This window comes from Flammeovirga sp. MY04 (genome assembly GCF_001682195.2).
Lineage (GTDB): Bacteria > Bacteroidota > Bacteroidia > Cytophagales > Flammeovirgaceae > Flammeovirga > Flammeovirga yaeyamensis.
On sequence record NZ_CP003560.2, the window covers coordinates 1,719,044 to 1,740,900 of the forward strand.

Annotated in this window: 17 protein-coding genes; 3 read left to right on the top strand and 14 right to left on the bottom strand. The window is 33.1% G+C overall.

What is annotated here, in order from left to right:
• Positions 1-44 precede the first annotated feature (44 nt).
• The gene (locus MY04_RS07005) at positions 45-860 is read right to left on the bottom strand and encodes a glycogen/starch synthase (RefSeq protein ID WP_066208025.1); all 816 of its coding nucleotides are present in this window, start codon (positions 858-860) and stop codon (positions 45-47) included.
• Positions 861-990: 130 nt separating this feature from the next.
• Here MY04_RS07005 and panC point away from each other — a divergent pair, with 130 nt between their 5' ends.
• Entirely contained in the window at positions 991-1,848 is an 858-nt protein-coding gene (panC, locus tag MY04_RS07010; RefSeq protein WP_066208028.1) for a pantoate--beta-alanine ligase, read from the top strand.
• A gap of 74 nt (positions 1,849-1,922) precedes the next feature.
• Here panC and MY04_RS07015 read toward each other — a convergent pair whose 3' ends face one another.
• Genes MY04_RS07015 through hemL form a run of 3 tightly spaced genes read right to left on the bottom strand, consistent with a single transcriptional unit; the run spans position 1,923 to position 5,198 of the window.
• Complete coding sequence (locus tag MY04_RS07015; protein ID WP_066208029.1) at positions 1,923-3,557, bottom strand: S8 family peptidase; 1,635 nt, start codon at positions 3,555-3,557, stop codon at positions 1,923-1,925.
• 16 nt (positions 3,558-3,573) lie between these two features.
• Positions 3,574-3,903, bottom strand: coding sequence for a hypothetical protein (locus tag MY04_RS07020; protein WP_066208030.1), 330 nt, complete (start codon positions 3,901-3,903; stop codon positions 3,574-3,576).
• A 5-nt stretch (positions 3,904-3,908) separates the two neighbouring features.
• On the bottom strand, positions 3,909-5,198 hold the full coding sequence (hemL, locus tag MY04_RS07025; protein WP_066208031.1) for a glutamate-1-semialdehyde 2,1-aminomutase: 1,290 nt from the start codon (positions 5,196-5,198) through the stop codon (positions 3,909-3,911).
• A gap of 400 nt (positions 5,199-5,598) precedes the next feature.
• Between hemL and MY04_RS07030 the strand changes: the two genes are divergently transcribed.
• On the top strand, positions 5,599-6,237 hold the full coding sequence (locus MY04_RS07030) for a hypothetical protein (protein ID WP_066208033.1): 639 nt from the start codon (positions 5,599-5,601) through the stop codon (positions 6,235-6,237).
• Between the two features lie 2 nt (positions 6,238-6,239).
• Positions 6,240-7,562 (top strand): ABC1 kinase family protein, encoded by a 1,323-nt coding sequence (locus tag MY04_RS07035; RefSeq protein WP_066208034.1) that lies wholly within the window; start codon positions 6,240-6,242, stop codon positions 7,560-7,562.
• Positions 7,563-7,609: 47 nt separating this feature from the next.
• Here the strand turns inward: MY04_RS07035 and MY04_RS07040 are convergent, their stop codons facing one another.
• From MY04_RS07040 to hutI, 10 genes are all read right to left on the bottom strand, one after another.
• Positions 7,610-10,618: a hybrid sensor histidine kinase/response regulator gene (locus tag MY04_RS07040; protein ID WP_066208036.1), complete on the bottom strand. Its 3,009-nt coding sequence runs from the start codon at positions 10,616-10,618 to the stop codon at positions 7,610-7,612.
• A gap of 19 nt (positions 10,619-10,637) precedes the next feature.
• A complete protein-coding gene (locus tag MY04_RS07045; protein WP_066208038.1) occupies positions 10,638-12,098 on the bottom strand; it encodes an NADH-quinone oxidoreductase subunit N in 1,461 nt (486 codons plus the stop codon).
• A gap of 2 nt (positions 12,099-12,100) precedes the next feature.
• Positions 12,101-13,849: a complex I subunit 4 family protein gene (locus MY04_RS07050; protein ID WP_066208039.1), complete on the bottom strand. Its 1,749-nt coding sequence runs from the start codon at positions 13,847-13,849 to the stop codon at positions 12,101-12,103.
• Positions 13,850-13,880: 31 nt separating this feature from the next.
• A complete protein-coding gene (locus MY04_RS07055) occupies positions 13,881-15,932 on the bottom strand; it encodes an NADH-quinone oxidoreductase subunit 5 family protein (protein WP_257794077.1) in 2,052 nt (683 codons plus the stop codon).
• A gap of 33 nt (positions 15,933-15,965) precedes the next feature.
• Positions 15,966-16,274 (bottom strand): NADH-quinone oxidoreductase subunit NuoK, encoded by a 309-nt coding sequence (nuoK, locus tag MY04_RS07060; protein WP_066208043.1) that lies wholly within the window; start codon positions 16,272-16,274, stop codon positions 15,966-15,968.
• Between the two features lie 50 nt (positions 16,275-16,324).
• The gene (locus tag MY04_RS07065; protein ID WP_066208045.1) at positions 16,325-16,798 is read right to left on the bottom strand and encodes a hypothetical protein; all 474 of its coding nucleotides are present in this window, start codon (positions 16,796-16,798) and stop codon (positions 16,325-16,327) included.
• A 68-nt stretch (positions 16,799-16,866) separates the two neighbouring features.
• The gene (locus MY04_RS07070) at positions 16,867-17,574 is read right to left on the bottom strand and encodes a response regulator transcription factor (RefSeq protein WP_066208047.1); all 708 of its coding nucleotides are present in this window, start codon (positions 17,572-17,574) and stop codon (positions 16,867-16,869) included.
• 160 nt (positions 17,575-17,734) lie between these two features.
• Entirely contained in the window at positions 17,735-18,817 is a 1,083-nt protein-coding gene (locus MY04_RS07075) for a nucleoid-associated protein (protein WP_066208048.1), read from the bottom strand.
• A 181-nt stretch (positions 18,818-18,998) separates the two neighbouring features.
• Positions 18,999-20,486 carry a cytochrome P450 gene (locus MY04_RS07080; protein ID WP_066208050.1) on the bottom strand — a complete coding sequence of 496 codons (1,488 nt, stop codon included), beginning with the start codon at positions 20,484-20,486 and terminating at the stop codon, positions 18,999-19,001.
• Positions 20,487-20,599: 113 nt separating this feature from the next.
• On the bottom strand, positions 20,600-21,820 hold the full coding sequence (hutI, locus tag MY04_RS07085) for an imidazolonepropionase (RefSeq protein ID WP_066208053.1): 1,221 nt from the start codon (positions 21,818-21,820) through the stop codon (positions 20,600-20,602).
• Positions 21,821-21,857 lie beyond the last annotated feature (37 nt).

Genomic DNA, 21,857 nt, shown 5'->3' on the forward strand with positions numbered 1-21,857 from the left:
TATTCAATAACCTTTTTTTTGTGAAAATATGATTTATAGGGTGACTATTCCGTCAACCCAGTATAAATGTCATAATAAGAATCAGCATATTCCTCTCCTTCAGGTTCCGTTTCCGTTACCTTTTCACCGTAAGTAGATAATACTTCTTCTACTTCTCCATTGATAGAATTTGATCCTTTAGTTACTTTATCAGCATACTCAGAACCAATTTTAATGAAACTGTTATAATCTGCAGTAGAAAGCTCTGTCAACATTGAATCGTCAATGTCTAACATTTTTACTTTTTTAGCTAACTCCTCATGATCGAATTTATGATCAAAATGTGTATCATAAACAGTAAATACTGTTTTAGCATTTTTGAACATTGGATCATTTTTGTAAGAAGTCTTTAAATACAATGGAATGAAACTAGTAAACCAATCATTACAATGTACAACATCTGGAGCCCAACCAAGTTTCTTCACTGTTTCAATTACACCTTTACAGAAGAAAACCGCTCTGTCATCATTGTCTGGGAAAAACTCATCGCTTTTCTTATCTCTGAAAACTGATTTTCTATGAAAATAATCCTCGTTATCTATAAAGTAAACTTGTAATTTAGCACTTTGTATCGAAGCTACTTTGATTGTAAGTGGTTTTTCATCCTCGCCCACGGCAATATTCATTCCCGATAGTCTTACCACTTCATGTAATCTGTTCTTACGCTCATTGATTAATCCAAATCTAGGAACCATAATTCTGATTTCCATACCTCTTTCTTGCATATGTTGAGGAAGCTTTCTCACATAATCTGCAACTTCAGAAGTTTTCAAAAATGGATTTATCTCACTTGAAACGTAAAGAATTTTTAATTTCGACATATTTTACCGTATTTACACCTTTTCTACGCAAAAGTACGGAAGAACTTACTTAAATTCAACCTTTGAAAGTAAACTATACTAAATAAGTCTTTTTACTTAATAAATAAATTTATAAAAATCAAGCCTTAAAATGGACATTTTTAATCAAGTTCGCACGTTAAAAAATTTTATTAATAACTGTAGAAAAACGAATATTTCTGTTGGATTTGTTCCAACGATGGGTGCATTACACGATGGACACCTCACATTAATTAAGAATTCTATTAAAGAAAATGAGGTAACGATTTGCAGTATTTTCGTTAATCCAACCCAATTTAATAATGCGATCGACCTAAAGCATTATCCCATTCAGCATGAAAAAGATTTTAAATTATTAGAAGAAGCAGGTTGTTCTGCTGTTTTCCTTCCTAATGTCGAAGAGATGTATCCTAATGGCGTTTCTCAGGACAGTATGTTGGGTTTCAATTTTGGGTCTTTAGAAACAAGATTAGAAGGTGCATTTAGACCTGGGCATTTTAATGGTGTAGGCATTGTAGTGAGTAAGCTATTCCATATGGTACAACCGGACAAAGCTTATTTTGGACTGAAAGACCTACAACAATATCTTATCATTAAAAAGATGGTAAAAGATCTATCATTTCAAATTGATATTATAGGTGTACCAACTGTGAGAGAAGAAACTGGCTTAGCCATGTCTTCAAGAAATTTAAGACTAAAAGCAGAAGAACTTGAAGTTGCCCCTTACATATATCAAACAATTACTAAAATGAAAGATATGTTGAAGGATAACCAAGCACCTAAAGAAGTACTTGAATGGGGTATCTCAACAATTCACAAAAATCATTCATTCCATTTAGAATATCTTGAAATTGTCTCTACTGATACTTTAGAAAAAGTGGATGACTATCAACTACCTGAAGGGTACGCCATTGTTATTGCTGCACATTTGGGTAAGGTTAGATTAATTGATAATATATTAGTGGAATAGGAAACCTACAAGAATATCGAAAAAAAGGGATGTTACTAGATAACATCCCTTTTTTTGTACGAATTAACTACTAATTATTTCGAAATTTTTTCAGCATATTTCACTGCCTCATAAAGGTTTACAACACCTCCTGAGATAGATAAAGAACCAAATTTCACCTTTTCTGGATCTTGACCTTCTTCTAAGCTATTGTAACCTGGCAAGAATACCTCTTTATTTTTTAATGGAGTTACAGTCTTCATTAAAATCTTTTTCACCTGTGTAGCTGAAAGCTCAGGATAGTAAGACATTAATACTGCTGCACATCCAGCAACTACCGGACAAGCCATTGATGTACCATTTAAGTTTTGGTATTCAGAACCTGGAACAGTAGAATAGATATCAAAACCTGGAGCAAATAAATCAACATTTTTCTTCGCATAGTTTGAGAAATACGCAGGTAATTTCTCATCAGTGTGCCAAGTTGAAGCACCTACTTCAATCCAGTTTTTTGCAGTTTTACCTGAATTATATTTATCTCTAGGGAAGTTATTTTCTACATCTGTGTTTTTGTGATCATTACCAGCTGCATGTACCAATAAAACACCTTTAGATTCAGCATATTTAATTGCTTTATCAACTGCTCCTTTTGCAGGAGAAAATGGCTTACCGAAACTCATATTAATGATACGAGCACCATTGTCTACTGCATAAATGATAGAGTTAGCAACATCTTTATCTCTTTCATCACCGTTAGGTACTGTTCTAACGACCATGATTTCAACATTATCAGCAACACCATCCATACCGATGTTGTTACCTCTTGATGCTCCGATAATACCTGCAACGTGAGTACCATGCATTGCATCTGGACCCATTACTTTATTGTTACCATAATCTTTTTCAGATTTATCATCGATATTATCACCTACGATTTCACGAGTATTTAATTCGTGATTGTAGTTGTACTTTACCTGACCTTCGAAGTACTCTACTCCTTCTTGGATTTGTGCATCAGTCACACCTTGAGAAAGAAGACCTAAAGTCATTTCTTTCATTCCTAATAATACTTCATCTTCTGATTCTAAAGATTCTAAAGCACCAGGAATTTCACTTTCGTCCTCTAAATCGAAGTAAGCCATAAATAAAGCTTTACCTCTTTGGAATTGATGCAAGAAAGTAGCATAACGGTTATAATTGTTTTCCGCTTTAGTTAAACCTTCTTCAAAAGATTTCTTTACTTCTAACCAAAGTTGATAATCTTTCTTATCAGCTTTAGCTACTTCTTCTTCAGCAACACCTTCAAATCTTTTGCTTAATGTTCCATATAAACGAGCAACTTCTAGGTTTTCTTCATTGACCATTGAGCCATCTGCTCCACCAATAAAGTTCCATCCATTTACATCGTCGATGTATCCATTATTATCATCATCCTTTCCGTTACCTGCAATTTCTTTTTCATTTTTCCAGATAACATCTTTTAGATCTTCGTGGTCGATATCGATACCGCTATCAATAACAGCCACTACAACCTTCTTAGACTTTTTATTTTTAAGTATTTCAGAATATGCTCTTTCAGTTCCTACTCCGTAAACACCGTCGTTTTCATAATTTAGATTGAACCAATTTTCAGGAGCCTCTTTTTTTGGAGCCTCTTGTGCATTTGCTGCGAATCCTATTGAGGTAAGTAAAGCAGCACCCAATAGAACTTTTTGAACTTTATTTCTCATAATTGAATATTAATCCCTACTTTTTCTTTTTCGGGAAAGAGTTATTAAAATAAGATCTGATAGATAAAACTAAGGCTAGAACGATCAATAAAGAACCAAGTTGTCCTAAGATCAGACCCATTTTATCGAATACGATCGGCAAGGTAACAAAAATGCTTGCGAAAATAAAACCTAAGCCCAAATCTATAAACATCCTTTCCTTATCAGTGTATTCAGGATGTTTCTTACATATTGGACATTTCGATTTTTCAAGCCTAAAACCGTAGATAATTAAATGCTGCCACTTGTATTTTTTACAAGTGACAACATTCTTTTTATCTTGAAATCCTTTTCTTCTCTGAGACATAAGGATTATTTAATAGCTTCTAATGATTTATCTACAGCATCTATGATCTGATCTAAGTTATCATCAGTTAATGCATTCGACATGAACCAAGACTCATATTGTGATGGTGGTAAGTATACACCATTAGCTAACATCTGATGGAAGAATTTACCAAATTTAGCCGTATCAGTAGTTTGAGCATCTGCAAAGTTCACTACTTCTTGATCTGTAAAGAAGATACAAATCATAGAACCTAATAGAGTGACTTTATAAGGTAGATTATGTTTATCTAATACTGATTGAACACCTTTTGCAAGTTTTTCACCTTTAGCGGCTAATTCAGTATAAACTGATGGATTGTCGTTAAGGTATTTCAACATATTCAATCCGGCAGCCATTGCCACAGGGTTTCCTGAAAGTGTACCTGCTTGGTATACTGGACCTGCTGGAGCAACAAAATCCATAATCTCTTTCTTTCCACCGTATGCACCTACAGGCATTCCACCTCCAATGATTTTACCAAGAGTTGTCATATCCGGAGTAACACCGAATACTTCTTGTGCACCACCTTTAGCCAAACGGAAACCAGTCATTACTTCATCAAAAATCAATACGATACCTTCTTCTGTACAGATATCTCTTAATTTTTGTAAGTAGTTATCCTTTGGAAGCACTAACCCCATATTACCTGGAACAGGCTCAATGATAAGGGCAGCAATCTCATCTTTATTTTCAGCTACAAGCTCTTTAATTTTTTCAATATCATTGTAAGGAGCAAGTAATGTATCTTTTGCAGTACCTTCAGTTACACCCGGGCTGTTAGGCACCCCCATAGTGACAGCACCACTACCTGCAGCAATTAAGAATGAATCACCATGACCATGGTAACATCCTTCAATCTTAATCATTTTATTTCTTCCGGTATATCCTCTAGCCACACGAACAGCAGACATTGTCGCCTCCGTACCAGAATTTACCATTCTTACTTTTTCAATAGATGGAACCATATCACAAATTAATTCAGCGATATCGATCTCTTTAGAAGTTGGTGCTCCAAATGATAATGAATTATTTACAGCATCTTGAACAGCTGATGTAATCACTGGGTGAGCATGTCCAAGAATCATTGGTCCCCAAGAGTTAATTAACTCAATGTAACTGTTATCGTCTTCATCTGTAATATATGCTCCTTGAGCACTTTTGATAAAAAGAGGAGTTCCACCAACAGATTTAAATGCTCTTACTGGAGAGTTAACTCCACCCGGAATAGTATGTTGTGCTTTGTCAAATAGAGCTGCACTTTGCTTGTTATTCACGATCTATTGAAAATTTAATTGATTATTCTTTTTGTAAAAGTAACTCACAAAGTTAAAGAATCGCATGAAAATTAAAATTTTCTAATGTTATAGAATTCTAATATTATTACTTGATTCAATTATCTGTGATTTAGTAAAACTTAAAAAAATTCAACTTGTTTGATAAATTTCTACCATTTTAGTCGCTATGATTTAAAACTATATCTTAATTTTATTAAGGTGATAATGAAATAAATATCATTCTCTATTAAGTACAATTTTAACAATTATGATCTTGATTAGTTTACATAAAAAAAGAAACCCCCGAAAATCAGAGGTTCCTTCCACTTTAATAAACTAAACTAACAAACAAACTTCGAGAATGAAATTAACATCTATTAATTAAAATACCTAAAGTCTCATGGAGAAATTTGAAAAAAAGATTGAAATATCTTATATCAACTATATTTCGTCTAATTCTAAAAGGCCAAATAATATAAATGAGTTAATTAAATCTCAAGAAATAGAAGTTGATGATTCTATTAATTTGACAAATTATTCACTCATCACTTTAGAAAATAATATTTGGAACAACACGATTCACAAAGCTTATCATAACGCGAGTACCGATCCCAATTTTGGAGAGTATTCTATCAGAGAGAAACTGTTATCTTTTTTCTTTAATTACACTGTATGTTTAAATCAATATGATAAATTCTTTACGTTCTCATCAAACATTCACTCATTATTTGAGTTAAAGGAGATAAACGATCGAAGAGAAAATATTGTTGATACTATATCACCATATTTTAACCAATTGATACAAGAAGGCTTATCAAGTGGTGAGATCGAAGACAGAGTATTTGTACAAGATTATTACATTAATGTGATGTTGACTCAATTCTTCTTAATCACAAAATATTGGACAGAAGACTCATCAAATGAAAAAGAAAACACCGATGAAGCAGTAGAAAAAAGTGTGCATTTAATTATGGATCTCATTGGTCCAAACTTTGCAGATTCGGCTTTTCAACTCGCTAAATTTATATTCCAAAAATAATTATGACCGAAATCGATAAGAAAATCCAAAAGACTATACCATCTTCCAAAGTTCAGAGAGTGTCTCGTTTTGTGAAGGTAGGTGCTAAAGTGAGTACGAATTATATCAAACATTACGCAAAAACAGTTCTCGATAACGATTATTCAGGCAAAGAAGAATTACACAAAGAAAACGCTACTGATGTGTACGAAGCTTTGAGTGAACTGAAAGGAAGTGCCTTAAAAGTTGCTCAAATGATGAGTATGGATAAGAATATGTTACCTCAGGCATATATTGAGAAATTTCAGATGTCGCAATATTCTGCCCCACCTCTTTCGTTACCATTAGTCAATAAAACTTTTATAAAATCCTTTGGAAAAGCGCCCTACGAACTATTTGATACATTCACAAAAGAAGCAGTTAATGCAGCGAGTATTGGACAAGTTCACCTTGCCGTAAAAGACGGAAAAAAATACGCAGTAAAAGTCCAATATCCTGGAGTCGCTGAAAGTGTTAGTTCAGATTTGAAATTAGTAAAACCCATTGCTGTTCGTATGATGGGTCTTAACGAACAAGATGTAAATCATTATATGAAAGAAGTTGAAGTGATGCTACTTTCTGAAACTGATTACGAACTTGAATTACAGAGATCACAAAAAATTACTGAAGCTTGTAAGCACATCAAAAATATTTATTTCCCCAACTATTATAAAGAGTATTCTTCACAGAAAATCTTAACTATGGATTGGTTGGAAGGAAAACACTTAAATGAATTTTTAGAAACGAATCCATCACAGGAAATTAGAAATAAGGTTGGTCAGGCTTTGTGGGACTTTTACGACTTCCAAGTACATCAACTAAAAGAAGTACATGCAGATCCTCACCCCGGTAATTTCATTATTTCAGAAGATGGCCTTTTGGGAATTATTGACTTTGGTTGTGTTAAAGAAATACCATCAGATTTTTACAGAAATTATTTCGATCTGATGATTCCTGAAAACATGAACAATGAAGAAAAAAGGAAGTCAGTTTTTGCTAGTATGCGATTTATATATGATGACGATTCTGAGTCTGACAAACAGTACCTTGATCAGTTATTTAAATCTATGATAAGCATTTTGGCTAGACCTTTCCATCATGATACTTTTGATTTTGGAGAGGCTGCCTATTTTGAAGAAATTCAAGCTTTAGCAGAAAATCAGGAAAACCAGAATATCTTGAGGAAATCTAAAAAACCAAGAGGTATAAGAGATGGTTTGTATTTGAATCGTACATATTTCGGATTGTATTCAATTCTACATCAATTGGAAGCAGAAGTAAAAACAGATTCCATATTTTTCAAATAAAAAAGAAAGCTCGGATTTAATTTCCGAGCTTTTTTATTTTTTTGATATTAGAATATTTCAATCTCCTTATTATTAGCTATTGCACTTGTTACAAAATCTATGTATTCTACAAAACCAGTATCGTAATCCTGAAGCAGATGACGTAAAGATCTTAGTCTACGAAGTTTTTCATTATCATTTTGAGATTTTGTAATCGTTATCTCTTTTAATTCTTTAATGATTTCCTTATGCTTTATTGGATCGAGGTATTTCATCTCTTTATTTTCATTATCCAACAAGTATTTATCAAGAATATGAATTAACGATGGCCTACTTAAAGGTTTTGTCAAATAATCGTTCATGCCTGCAGAGAATGCATCAAACCTTTTATCCCAATAAGTATCTGCTGTTAAAGCTACGATAGGGACATCAAGTAGTCCTAATTCAAATCGTATGATTTTAGTAGCATCAATCCCACCAAGAATAGGCATGTGTAAATCCATCAAAATTAAGTCGAAAGATTTCTTCTGTATCATATTAATAGCTTCTTCTCCATTATTAGCAATAGCTATATTTACTTTAAGTTGATTAAGAAGTGCCGACATCATCATTTGATTCATCTTATTGTCTTCTACAACCAAAACATCAAAATTAAAATTATAATCTTGTTCTTCTTTGGCTACATTAGACTGATGAGCAATTTTAGACTGATTTACTTTTAAAGGTAAGTACACAGAAAAAGTGGTCCCAATATTTTCTTCACTGTAGACCTCTACTCTACCTTTCATCATGCTTGCTAATTTCTTAGTAATCGCCAGCCCCAAACCTGTTCCTCCAAACTTTCTAGTGACAGAGTTATCACCCTGTTCAAATGAATCAAATATTAGATTTAATTTATCTTTCGGTATACCTATACCTTGATCTTTTACTTGAATAAGAATCTGTTCTTCACTTCTAACAATATCCACAAATATTGAAGTGTCTTTTTTAGAAAACTTGATAGCATTAGAAAGTAGATTGGTTAGAATCTGTCTACTTTTCGTTGAATCTAAAAGAACTTTTTCTGGAATATTCTCATCTATGTGAAGATGAATTTTGATAGATCGTTCATTGGCTGTTACTTCATGAATTTTAACAACCATATTGATAAGATCTCTTATATCAATATCCTCCAGATAAACTGATAGTTTGCCAGCATCAATTTTAGATAAATCCAAAAGGTTATTGATTAGTTCTGATAAATATTCTCCATTGAGGTAGATATATTTCAACTGTTCAAGGTATTCATCAGAAAGTTGTAATGTTTCTGATTTCTTAAAAAGTATATTACTAAATCCGATGATTGCATTTAAAGGTGAGCGAATTTCATGTGACATATTTGCTAAGAACATCGATTTAGCTTGATTCGATTTTTCTGCTTCTTCTTTGGCCTTTTCTAGTTCAAATTCGGAGTTCTTCTGTTCAGTAATATTCCAAGATACACCATACATTTCATAGCGATCATTATTCGATGATCTTCCATATAATTGAATATATTGCTCACCTTTTTCTGGGTGATCAATTTTTACAGTCAAATCAAACTCCTCTATCTTTTTATTTCGTATTTGACTTACAATATCAAGAACTCTTTTCTTATCCTCATCTAAAACTATATCAATAATATTATTGAAATTAGCATATTCTACTCCATGAACAAAACCTAAAACTTCTGAGAACTTATCATCCCATTCAAAACCAATACCCTCAATGTAAGACCAGGCGGCAATTTTTGCGGCATTCATGGCTAAATCGAGCTTCAACCTCTGTTCTTCTAATTCAGAAGTTCTCTCCCTTACCTTTTGTTCTAATGAAGTATTAAGTAAATTAATTTCTCTTCTCTGAGTGATTTCTTCTGTAATATCAATACTGTAAACTGCTACACCAGAAACGTTGTTTTCTTTATCCAATAAAGGAGATATGGCAGATTGTAGAATTAAATTATTTGATATTTCATATTCTACTTCGTGAAGTTTCTTCGTCTCAATTGCAATTTGAATTTGCTCAATATAAAAGTTTAAATGTTTTACATGATCAAAAGACTTCAAATTCATATTGGGACTTAATTGCACATTCAATTGTTCCTCTAATAATTCTTTAAATTTAGTATTGAAGGTCTCAATTTTAAAGTCTGTATTAATTGAAAAGATATAACTTTTTGCCGATTCAATTAATACTTGTCTTTGCAGATTGACTTTAATTAATTCTTGTTCTGCTTTGTATTTACTTGTAACATTTTCGATAAAAACCGTTTGATGATTTTCTTTAAAATCAAATACTGTTTGTTCTCTAATGACAAAATATAACTTCTCACCACTTGGGTGGATATAGGTAGTAAAAAATTCTTTGATTTGATCTTCAACTGTAGCATCACTTTGAATCTGAAATAAATCCGAAAGCGTATTACCTACTAATTCGTGGGTTTCCATTCCAAGAAAGCTCTCTGCTTTATCATTCGCATCATTAATTACACCATCTTTCATGATTAATGTACCCAAAAAGTTATAATGGAATAACAACTTATACTTTCGTTCAGAACGTTGAATGTTTAAGTTTGATAAATGTTGTTCTGTGACATCTCTTACAAAAACGGCTGCACCTCTTACCGTCTCGTCTACCTTTATAGGTGTATAGGTAGCCTCAAAATGTGACCTTTTATGATCTTCATCTCCATATGTTCTTATAATAGAAAATGATTCACCATTTAATGCTCTCTGAATGTCTTTTTTTGCATTATCATCATCATCTTTCACCCTCATGTAATCAAGAATATTTTTACCCAATTCTATCTTTACACCATAAGAATTTTTCATGGTCTTAAAGTGTGAATTATTAAAAGCGAGGTAATTAAAATTTTGATCAACTGAAAAAATTACATCAGGAGAATGTTCCATCAAAAGATTGAGCATCTTATAATCCCTATTTACGGTATTATCAGACTCAAACTTCATCTTTTTTATGATTCTATATTGATGAAAAATTAGAAGTGCCAATAATAAGAAAATAGATACTAAAAATATGGAAGACCATATATCAGTCATAGCTGTGTTGTTTGTGTAATTATAATAATATAGCAGGAGCTACAAACAATATAAACAAACCTAAGCCTAAAATAAAAATTATAGGTTTACTTAGAGAAGAAATTGCTAATTCAGAACTACCTTTTCTGTAATAAATTGAAAATGGAATTTTAATATAATAGGCAATTGAAATGGCTGTATTTAAAAGACCAAGCATCATGACGATCATATAAAATGTATCACCATTCATTTGATATACCTCCCAAAGCGAAGTAAAAATCAATAATTTTGCTGTAAAACCTGCTGCTGGTGGTAAACCGATTAATGATATGACGACAACAACTATAGCAGGCCCCCATGCTAGAGAACTATTCGTCCAACCTGTACCCTTAAGTGAAGTAATATAATCGTTACCTTTTTGAACTTCGATTTCATTAATAAAAAAGAAGAAGGCAAAATTTGCGATCACATAAGTACACAAGAAATAAAATAATGCGTTGTATGAAATCTCTTGCGTATTAAGACAAGCAATTAAAATAAAACCAGCATGTGCAATAGAACTATACCCCATCAATCTTCTAAGACCTTTTTGATATAAGGCAGAAAGATTACCAACAAACATTGAAGCAATGGCTGTAATCAAGATAAAATAACTTAGGAAGTTGTTCTGAGTAATATCGATATTTTCGAAAAAACGGAATAAAAATACAGCTGCTGCTACCTTTGGTAAGGTAGAAAATAGAGCAACAGCTTCAATAGGAGCAGTTTCATAAACATCTGGTACCCAAATATGCATTGGGAATCCAGCGAGTTTAAACAAAAATCCAATGGTAATTAATATTAATCCTATTGAATACAACAAGGAGTTTTGAACAGGCGGATTTTGTAATGAAACCAAATCTATGGCTGATGAAATACCATAGATTAAGGAAACACCATAAATAGTGATAGCTGTAGATACTGCACCAAATAGGAAATATTTAATCGCAGCTTCTGTGCATACTTTATTGTTTTTGAATGCCGTAAGAATGTAAGAGGGTAAGGAAATCAATTCCAATGCTAAAATGGCAAAAATAAAATCATTCGATACTATTAATGTATGACCTCCCAATAACATTCCAAGGCTCAAAGCCACCCATTCTGATTCGCCTGACACTTTTTGATTATGATCATCGTATTTCGTCTTATTACTCCATAAAAAGTAATAAAATAAGATACTACAAACATCCAATAAAACTCTTGTTTTAACGGTCCAAGCAGAATTGACTATTGTAAAAGATGTAAAAGTAGAACTGTTAGCATCAACAAAGAATAACAATACAATTATATCAAGACAAACCCCTAATAAAGCCACTAAATAAAGGTTTCTCCTATTGAAATTTGAAGGAAGTAAATCAATAATGATACATCCTATGATCAATAGTACTATCCATATTTCAGACTTTAAAAAAGGTAAACTTTTTAAAATAATATCTAGTTTCCCTGATAATTCTAACTCCATCGTTATCCCCCTATTATTGTTTTAATATAATCTGCACCAACAAAGTTGGCAAACTCCACTAATTCTGTAATTGATCCTTCAATTAAGTTGATTAATAGTTTCGGATAGATACCTAATAGAAGTGTCATTATAGCCAATGGTGCTAGCATCAATAATTCTCTTGAGGTAAGATCTCCTAATTTCTCTTCCCAAGACTTATTTTTGATAAAATATTTACCAAGGAAAATTCTTTGCATTGCCCATAAGTAATAAGCTGCACTAAGAACTAAACCTAAAACTGCTGTAATCGTCATCCAACGAGGGATTAGGTGATTGACTGCTGAGGAATTAAATGCTCCCAAGAATACAAATAGTTCTGCCATAAAACCTGAGAAGCCAGGTAAACCTAAAGAGGCAAAAAAGGCTATTGTTGCCAACATCGTATACCTTGGCATCTTAGAAGACAAACCACTATAACTTTCTATTTCTAAATCGCCTGTTCTATAATACAATACACCTGCAATTAAGAACAATGCTGATGAGATAATTCCGTGAGAAAACATTTGGAACATTGCACCCGATACACCTTCAGCTGTTAAAGAAGCAATACCTAACATCACAAATCCCATATGAGAAACTGATGAGTATGCAATCAAACGTTTTAAGTTATGGGTACCTAAAGCTACAAAAGCACCATATAAAATGGATATGACTCCAAAGAGGGCAATCCACCAAGCAAAATACTGTGCTCCATCAGGGAATACTGAATAAGCAATCCTAAGCATACCATAACCACCAATTTTAAGAAGAACACCTGCCAATACAACCGAGATAGAAGTTGGTGCTTCAACGTGTGCATCAGGTAACCAAGTGTGTAATGGAACCACTGGTAATTTGATAGCAAAACCAATAAACACCATTAAAAAGGCGACAAAACGAACATTTGTTCCAAAAAGTGTTGCTCCATAATCTAATGATAAAATGGAATCAGGAATATAGTTCTTTGCATCCATCATGTGGACTAACGTAAACGTTCTTACATAGTCAGATTGTCCAATATTACCTGAAATAAGCATTTGCTGTACCTTAGAAATAATATCTGGCGTGACTTGATCTAAATTACTTACCAAACCAAGTTGAACGGCTGTTGCTGCAGGGTCTATCACAGATGCTGCTAAAGCAATCATAATGACCAAGATAAAGATAGATCCAACTAAAGTATAGATAAAGAATTTTATCGATGCATATTCACTGTTCTTACCACCCCATATACCAATTAAGAAGTACATTGGAAGTAACATAAACTCAAAGAATAAATAGAATAGGAAAAAGTCTAATGCTAAGAAACAACCCATAATTGTTCCACTCAACAATAGATATAAAGCATAAAAGCCTCTTCTCTTATTTTTAATCTCTAATGATGATATAGCCCCTATCAATAACACTATAGCTGCTAAAAGCACCATTGAGTTACTAATTCCATCTACTCCAAGAAGATATTCGGCAGATAGTCTACCAAAACTTCCCAAATTTAATTCGATCCATTGGTACTTTTCTAAAAACTGAAAGTTATCCAAAGATAATACGCCATTCATCGTTTCATGGAAGCCCTCGTATTGTAAAACGATATAAGAAGCTACCACTAACTGAAAACTATTTATTGCAATAGTAATTTTCCCAAAATGATCTTTAAAACTATTTGGGAGTAGGAGAATAAAAAGTGTTCCTAAAATAGGAACGAATACTAATAAAGTGAGCAATAATTGACTCATAATCTATCTATAAACGTTTGTTTCGTTATTTCTAAATAAGGATACCTAATATGATGGCTAATAATATCACAGACCATGCGATCATACTCTGAGATCTTTCACCTTGAGGTTTTCTAAAAACATCACCAAGTAATTGCATAAAACGAGTAAATAGTTTTACACAACCGTCCACAATATCTTTATCAAACCAAGCTAAGACGTGACCAATCACCACATTTCCAACTGCAAATACTTTCACAAAGAAATCAACTACTTTATCATCAAATCCTCTAACAAATTCAGAGGTAACAATAGCAGAATTCACAAAATACTCATCAGCATGAGGTATTTTATCTAACCCCTCACCTGTTTTAATCAGCAATTTTGCTCCAAACTTATAAAGTTCATTAAGGTAAAAGAAGTTGTATGATAATTTATATAAAGTTGATGCTTTGAATGATTTCTTAAAAGCAATACCTTTTCCTAAGATAAATATGAAATAGGCTACACCTAGTCCAACTATCAACATAGATACAGATAATATCACTGCTAAAGTATGGTGCTGATGATGATCTATTTGTGTCACTCCTATTCCATCTTGTAACCAAGAATGTGAAGTTTCGAATGGATTGATAACCATAGTAAACCAAAGTGTACAAAATCCTAGTATCATCACAGGCAAATACATCTTACTGTTTACCTCTTTTGGCAATACTAAACAATCTTTACACACTTTATGGTTGGCGATTCCTAAATCTTTTAGGAAGACATGGTAAAACATTCTTAAACAATAAAATGAAGTAAGGGCTGCAGCTGAAAACCCTAATATCATAATGAAAATCCAAATACCTCCATCTTCTAAACCTCTTGCTAGTACAGTGTTTAGGATCGCATCTTTTGATAAGAATCCAGTTGTAAAAGGCACTCCAGCCAATCCAGCTAAACATATTGAAAAACCAATAAATGTTTTAGGCATATACTTTCTAAGATTGCCCATCCATCGAATATCTTGAGGATCAAATCCCTTACAGATATCACAAGAAACTTGATGCATACTATGAATTACTGCACCTGCTCCCAAAAACAAACCTGCTTTAAAAAAGGCATGTGTAATAAGATGATATACTGATGAAGATGGATCTCCCACTCCTATCGACAACATCATATAACCTAATTGAGATATTGTTGAGAAGGCCAAAATTCGTTTGATGTCGTATTGAGTAAGAGCGGCAAAAGCTGCTACAAATGCTGTAACACCACCAACTAAAGCAATACATAATAGAATTTCTTCTGGCAAGAAGAAATAACATCTCACTAATAAATATATACCCGCAGCGACCATGGTTGCTGCATGAATTAAAGCTGAAACTGGAGTTGGTCCCTGCATGGCATCAGGTAGCCAAACTGCAAAAGGGATTTGAGCAGATTTACCCATAGCCGCCAACATTACACCTACCCCAGCAATCATCAAAAGGTGGACCTGTAATTCTGAAACTGCAAATTGACTTTGAATCTCTGAAAGACTTAAAGTATTAAATTGGGAATACAAGGCAACTAATGCTACCATAAATCCAGCATCACCTATTCTATTGACTACAAATGCTTTTTTAGCTGCAGAAATAGCCAATTGTTTCTCTCTCCAAAATCCAATGAGCATATAAGAACAAAAACCCACTAATTCCCAAAAAAGATATAAGAAAATGAGGTGATCTGAGATCAACACCCCAAACATTGAGAAGGTAAAAAGTCCCAATAAAGAGTAATATCTCTTCAAACTAGGATCTCCTTGCATGTAAGCGGATGAAAACACATGGACGAATAATGAAATAACGCTCACCATACTTAAAAGTAAAGAGGTAAGTGCATCCCATTTAAAATCTACGTTAAATTGATGCTGACCGATTTTTAACCAGTCTATACTTAAGACAATAGGCTCCCCGACCCATACATTTGAAAACACAAATAAATGACACACTATACTTACTCCAATAAGAGTAGTGCCTATTTTATCTACAAGTGCTGATTTACCTATTAGTTGGATTAAGAACATTCCAAGTAAGGGTGAAATGCATCCTAATAGTGTTATGAATACTATAAAGTTCAATTCGATATTGTGTTAGCTCAGTTTGGAACTAATTTATTTTTCTTTCAGCTGATTAAGCTGATGTAAATCCACAGATTTAAAATATTGAAACAATTTAATGATCAATGCTAAGGCAACACATACTTCTGCTGCTGCAATTACAATTACAAAAATTGCAAATACATGACCATCGGCTAAAGAAGGATTTTTCATATTAAAGGCAACCAAATTGATGTTTGCTGCATTCAACATAAGCTCAACTCCCATTAATGCTACAATGGCACTTCTCTTTGTTAGAGCAATAGCCAACCCGATACTAAATAAAAAAGCGGAGGCCAACATATAATGTAAAAAAGTTACCATAAAGTTTGTCTTGTTTCAATTAACAAATATGGTCGATATAATATGAGAATTCAAATAAAAGTAGGGATTCGTCCTAATAATTCGCTTTTTTCTACGTCTTTTATTCGAATTTCTTCAATTGACATTCCTTCTTCCAACATCTTTAGTTTCATGTAATGGTCAACCGTCAATGTAGCAATAGGTGCACAAATCCCGTCATAATTCACCCCAATATTATTATCTAAAACAAACATCAAGTGATCTGAAACATGATCTGCAGCTTGCCCAATAAAAGATAACATACCATTCTTATGCAAGGGAGCATCGTAATCAACTCTTGTCACCGGCCTTTTGTTATAAGAAACATCATCTGATACTGGACCGATTTTAATAAATTTATCCTCGGCAACATATATCACTTTCCAACCTAAAAAGATATCTGAATCTACTAATGCTAGAAATCTTTCAGTAGCAATTTGAGATCGTCCATCAATTAGAATTAAATCTATCTGAATTCCTGAAACAATAAGTTCGATTAATTTCATATTGCAAAATAAAAAAAGCCTGATCACTTTTTACAGCAATCAGGCTTAAAATATATTTTTTTTAATATTTAGTCTTGTACTAAGAACTTAAATCCAATACCGTGAACGTTCAAGATCTCGATAGTTGAATCGTCTTTAAGGTATTTTCTAAGACGAGACATAAATACATCTAGTGAACGACCTTTGTAGTAGTCATCATCACCCCAAACTTCTTGAAGGATGTATTCACGTTTGATTAATGAATTTCTATGACGGTGCAAGAATCTTAAAAGTTCTGCTTCACGAGTTGTTAACTTACGTGTATCGTCACCGATAGCTAATTTTTGATAAGGGAAGTCTAAAATGTAGTTACCAATTTTGATTTCGTGTGGATCATCTTCTGTACCCACTTCAACTTTTGGCTCTGATTTTTGACGTTTTAAGATTACCTCAATACGAAGTAAAAGCTCTTCAACATTAACTGGCTTAGTTACATAGTCATCTGCACCAATTCTAAATGCCTTAATTTTATCTTTTGGAAGATTATTTGATGACATGAAAAGAATTGGAATATAAGGATCTTTTGCTCTGATTTCTTCAGCTAAAGTATAACCATCTTTATGAGGCATCATAACGTCCATGATAATCAGATCGTAATCTGCTTTATCATATTCTTTCATACCCTCTACACCGTCTTCAGCGTGGTTCACTGCGTAACCTCTGATATCTAAGTACTTTTTAACAAGTGAGGCTATGATTCTATCATCCTCAACAAGAAGAATCTTTACTGCATCCATAGTATTATATTATTAATGATATTTTGTGTTATTAAATGATGTATCTTGTATTACCTTATAGATATACGCACATCTCTTTTAATGGTTTTATATAATGAATTATAACATTGGTTAATCCTCTTAATATTATTTAACGGGAAAAGAATCTAACCAATATTGTTTATTCTTCTTCATTAAAATAGATCATGTAGTAATTCATATTTCTCTCTGTGTCAAAACCTTTTTCTATATTTTGTTCATTACCAGAGACAGTAATACTTATTTTCTTATCTAATTTTATTAAACTTTTAAATTCTTTTTTTGATTTTTTTACTGCTTCCTTAGAAACTTTAAATTCATCAAAAAGTGGTACTTCCTTCTTTTCTTGGAAATCTACCTTGTATTCGTTGAATGCCTCAATTACTTCTGGCTCCTCGATTACGTTATTTTCAAAATCAACGACATTGAAATCTTCTTTTTCAGAAAAGAATTTTACACTTCTGTTTAACAAGTCAATTTGAGCTGGCTTTTCTACAGCGTGCTCTTCATTAAACACTTCCTCAACAAAACCTTTTGTCAATTCCATGTAATTTTGTGTATGGAAGTAATTATCCTCTCTTGGTTTAAGCTGCAAATATGATTCTTTCCAATAGAGCGCTTCAACAGATTTTGTAGGACTGTCTTTCAACATCACTTTAAAACCTTTCTCTTGCTCGCATTGGAAAATCAAACAACCTTTATCCAGTTTCTTTACACTTACACCTTCGTTTTGTTGCAATTCAAAGTTTCCAACATCAGTCTTATCACCTACTTGTAGGAATAATTCCTTATGTTCTGCTTTGAATAGACCAATGGCATCCACTAAGTCACCGTCTACAACACAATCCTTTAAATGAGCGACAAACAACTCTCCTCCTTTAATTCTAGGATGAGTAGATGCTTCGTATAATAATTCTGACATTTCTCTAGACCTAGCCATAAACTGCTCAAAAGGATTGACAAACATTGCGTCTGCAGCAGAATACATTTCATTTTCAGAAATGTTTTCTTTCCCTTCTGGAGTAGCAAAATGATACATTGGTCCTGGCTTAAATGACCTCAAGAAGTAATCCATTACTGATTTGTATAATGGACTAAAGTTTTCGAGTTCTATTTCAAACTCTGAAAGTTCGATGGGCTCTTCTTGTGTTTTATTACCTACTTTATGTATTACTAATTGAGACAACTTGACATTTGACAAGTCGAACGATTTAATTTTGCTCATATTTTGTATTGAGAAGGCGTAGCTTCAATGATCATTAATATTAACTGACCGCAATATTAACAATTCAAACTACAATCTTTCTAATAAAAATCAAAAAAAATTGGGCAGAAGTATTAACAATTCTTACTGATTTTTTTATTGACCTTAATTTCAGGCATTAACAACATTTTTAATGATTAAGTTAATATCTAAGAATAATTATAATTAGTGTTAGTATTATCCAATTCTTGATTCGTAAGATTTGTGGCGTTTTTATTTTTTTGATAACAATGTGCAGATTCTTAGGAACCATAGTAAAGGCAAATTCTTCTTCTACCTTGTCTTCACTTTGAGCAAAACCTAATTCGAAATTCTTCATGAGTGTTACCAGGAATACGGCAAATTCGACTTCTGCCAAGTATTTCCCGGGGCATAACCTTGGACCACCTCCAAATGGCTTGGCAGCATCTGGTTTCATGTGCCCACTAAATGGACAAACTTTATTAACAGATGGTTCAGTTAACCATCTTTCAGGTTTAAATTCTAAAGCATCTTCAAAGAATTCTTCAGATCTTGATGCAAAACTAAGCTGTGTGATAAAGAAATGCCCTTTTGGGAAGAGTATATCATTAATGACAATATCTTCATTGGCTTGCATATATAAATTTGGCGTAACGGGTTTTAATCGTGCCACTTCTTTCATAACTGCATTTACATAACGAAGATTTTTCAATTGATCGATATCATTCATCTCTCCATTTGGTAGAGTAAGTGCAATTTCTTCTCGAATTTTATTCTGAACATCAGGGTACTTTGATAAAAAATAAGAGGTCCAAGTTAATGTGTTAGAAGTAGTATCTTCTCCAGCCAATAACATGGTATATAAATTACCAAAAATTTCATCCCATGTAAAAGGATTATCTTTTTCCTGTGAAGCAATCATTGCTTCCAAAAAGTTGGTAGGCTGTTCTATTAATTCAGGCTGATCATTTAACTTTTCCTTCGTTATTTTGATGATTTCACCTAACATCTCTCTCAAGTAACTCATTGACTCATCAAATTCTTTATCTGATTTTGATTTAAAGTATTTATAAAAGGGTATTGGTGAATTTACTCTTTGATTCATCTTTGGGAAAATCTTTTCAACATGTTTTTGCGTGATATTTTCAAGATTTTCAACCGTATTCATATCATAACCGAAAGCAAGATTTGTCGTAACATCAACTGTTGCACGAATAAAGTCTTTAGGAAGATCTTCGTGTGATTTTTTTATCTTCAACTGTTCGTTCCAATAATTTTCTAATCTAGATGCAACTAAGAGTATTTTTGGAAAAAATGTCTTGATATGTCTTTTATCTAATGCCTTTTGTGTTACTTTTCTTTGTTTCCTCCAAGAGTCAGCTTCTGCAGTAAATACGCCTTCAACCCCTACCTCATTGATAACATCAGCTAATTTTTTTAATCGTCTAAATTTTGTAGGTCTATTTTTTAAAATGTAAGCATTTATGTCCGGGTCAGTGCATACTGTTACATTAGTGGACAAAAATTTAAGGTTATACATTTTACCATAAATCCTAGACCAATCTTCATATTGAAGGTGTAATCTTTCTTTTTCAAGATCAAAAATATTTCCAACAAAAGGCTTTCCTTTAGGGCCATCGAGGTCCTTAAATGTTTTAGAGTAATTCATTAGTAGCAATAAAAAGTAGTATTCAATGAATAGAAAAATGTTATTAGGCGGTCAAGATAAGTAAATGTTTGACACAAAAAAAGCTGTTGAAAAAACAACAGCTTTTTTATGGACTATCTCCCTTGTTTCCAAACTTTATATGGCGGAAGCATTCCTTGATTGTATAAAATCTCTCTATAATCATCACAAGGATAAGCCTGCATATCAGCTAATTTCCCTTGAACTAATTGACCTCTATCTGTTAAGTTTAAGGCTTTTGCAGATCTAAATGTCATCCCAGCGAAAACTTCTGCAGTAGAAAGTTTTTCCATTGCACCTAGCAAAGCACCTTGAGTCAACATATCGCCCATTGGAGCAGAACCTGGATTCCAATCGGATGCGATAGCAACACACGCTCCTGCATCTAATAACTTTCTTGTCGGTGGATATTGCATACCCAACCCTAATGACGCACCAGGAAGCACTGTAGCCACTGTATCTGAATTTGCTAATAAATCAACTTCTTTATCTGTACTTGATTCTAAGTGTTCTGCAGATAACGCCCCTAATTTTACTGCCATTTCAGATCCTCCAGTAGAAAATTGATCTGCATGAACAGTAATCTCAAAACCCATTGCTTTTGCTTTCTCAAGATAGTATGTTGATTCTTCTACATTGAAAGCGGTCTCTTCTGTAAAAATATCCACTCGATTACTCAAGTTTTCTTCTTTAATCTGAGGAAGAAGCTCATTCAATGCTCGATCTAAATACTCGATTGATGAGCCTTCAAAATCCTTTGGCTTCATATGGGCAGCTAAACACGTAGATACCAACTCAGGTGATGTTTGACCGTTTGCTTTCTTAATTGCACGAAGCATCTTTAGTTCGTTATCAATATCGAGTGCATAACCACTTTTCACCTCTATAGTAGTTACCCCTCTTGAGAAATGACGATTGGCTCTTTCTACTGTTACATCTATTAATTCTTCTTCAGAAGCTCCTCTCGTCTTCCTCATAGAATCTTGAATTCCTCCACCTGCTTTCGCAATTTCAAGATAAGGCTTCCCTGCCACTCTCATTGCATAATCTCTTGCTCTATTGCCTCCCCAGCAAATATGGGTATGACAATCTACAAAGCCGGGCAATAAAACCGATGCTTGATCGATATGTTCTACTTCATCAAAATCACTGTGATTAAATGAAGTAAACGCTTTCACCTCGATGATATTACCATTTTCATCAATACTTACACCTGCATTTTCGATGATCTCCAATTGCTCATCTTCAATACTTCCTTTTAAAGGAAGCCCTGCTAAAGTGATTACCTGTGAAAAGGGTCCAATTAATTTTTGCATATCTATTTTATGACAAAAAAGGTTATCGTACACCCAT

Coding starts and splice junctions, on each gene's coding strand:
- MY04_RS07065 (WP_066208045.1), bottom strand. CDS start 16,798: ATGAAATTAATCGAACTTATTGTTTCAGGAATTCAGATAGATTTAATT.
- MY04_RS07030 (WP_066208033.1), top strand. CDS start 5,599: ATGGAGAAATTTGAAAAAAAGATTGAAATATCTTATATCAACTATATT.
- MY04_RS07005 (WP_066208025.1), bottom strand. CDS start 860: ATGTCGAAATTAAAAATTCTTTACGTTTCAAGTGAGATAAATCCATTT.
- MY04_RS07080 (WP_066208050.1), bottom strand. CDS start 20,486: ATGAATTACTCTAAAACATTTAAGGACCTCGATGGCCCTAAAGGAAAG.
- MY04_RS07040 (WP_066208036.1), bottom strand. CDS start 10,618: ATGACTGATATATGGTCTTCCATATTTTTAGTATCTATTTTCTTATTA.
- nuoK (WP_066208043.1), bottom strand. CDS start 16,274: ATGGTAACTTTTTTACATTATATGTTGGCCTCCGCTTTTTTATTTAGT.
- MY04_RS07075 (WP_066208048.1), bottom strand. CDS start 18,817: ATGAGCAAAATTAAATCGTTCGACTTGTCAAATGTCAAGTTGTCTCAA.
- hutI (WP_066208053.1), bottom strand. CDS start 21,820: ATGCAAAAATTAATTGGACCCTTTTCACAGGTAATCACTTTAGCAGGG.
- MY04_RS07035 (WP_066208034.1), top strand. CDS start 6,240: ATGACCGAAATCGATAAGAAAATCCAAAAGACTATACCATCTTCCAAA.
- panC (WP_066208028.1), top strand. CDS start 991: ATGGACATTTTTAATCAAGTTCGCACGTTAAAAAATTTTATTAATAAC.
- MY04_RS07050 (WP_066208039.1), bottom strand. CDS start 13,849: ATGAGTCAATTATTGCTCACTTTATTAGTATTCGTTCCTATTTTAGGA.
- MY04_RS07015 (WP_066208029.1), bottom strand. CDS start 3,557: ATGAGAAATAAAGTTCAAAAAGTTCTATTGGGTGCTGCTTTACTTACC.
- MY04_RS07070 (WP_066208047.1), bottom strand. CDS start 17,574: ATGGATGCAGTAAAGATTCTTCTTGTTGAGGATGATAGAATCATAGCC.
- MY04_RS07020 (WP_066208030.1), bottom strand. CDS start 3,903: ATGTCTCAGAGAAGAAAAGGATTTCAAGATAAAAAGAATGTTGTCACT.
- MY04_RS07045 (WP_066208038.1), bottom strand. CDS start 12,098: ATGGAGTTAGAATTATCAGGGAAACTAGATATTATTTTAAAAAGTTTA.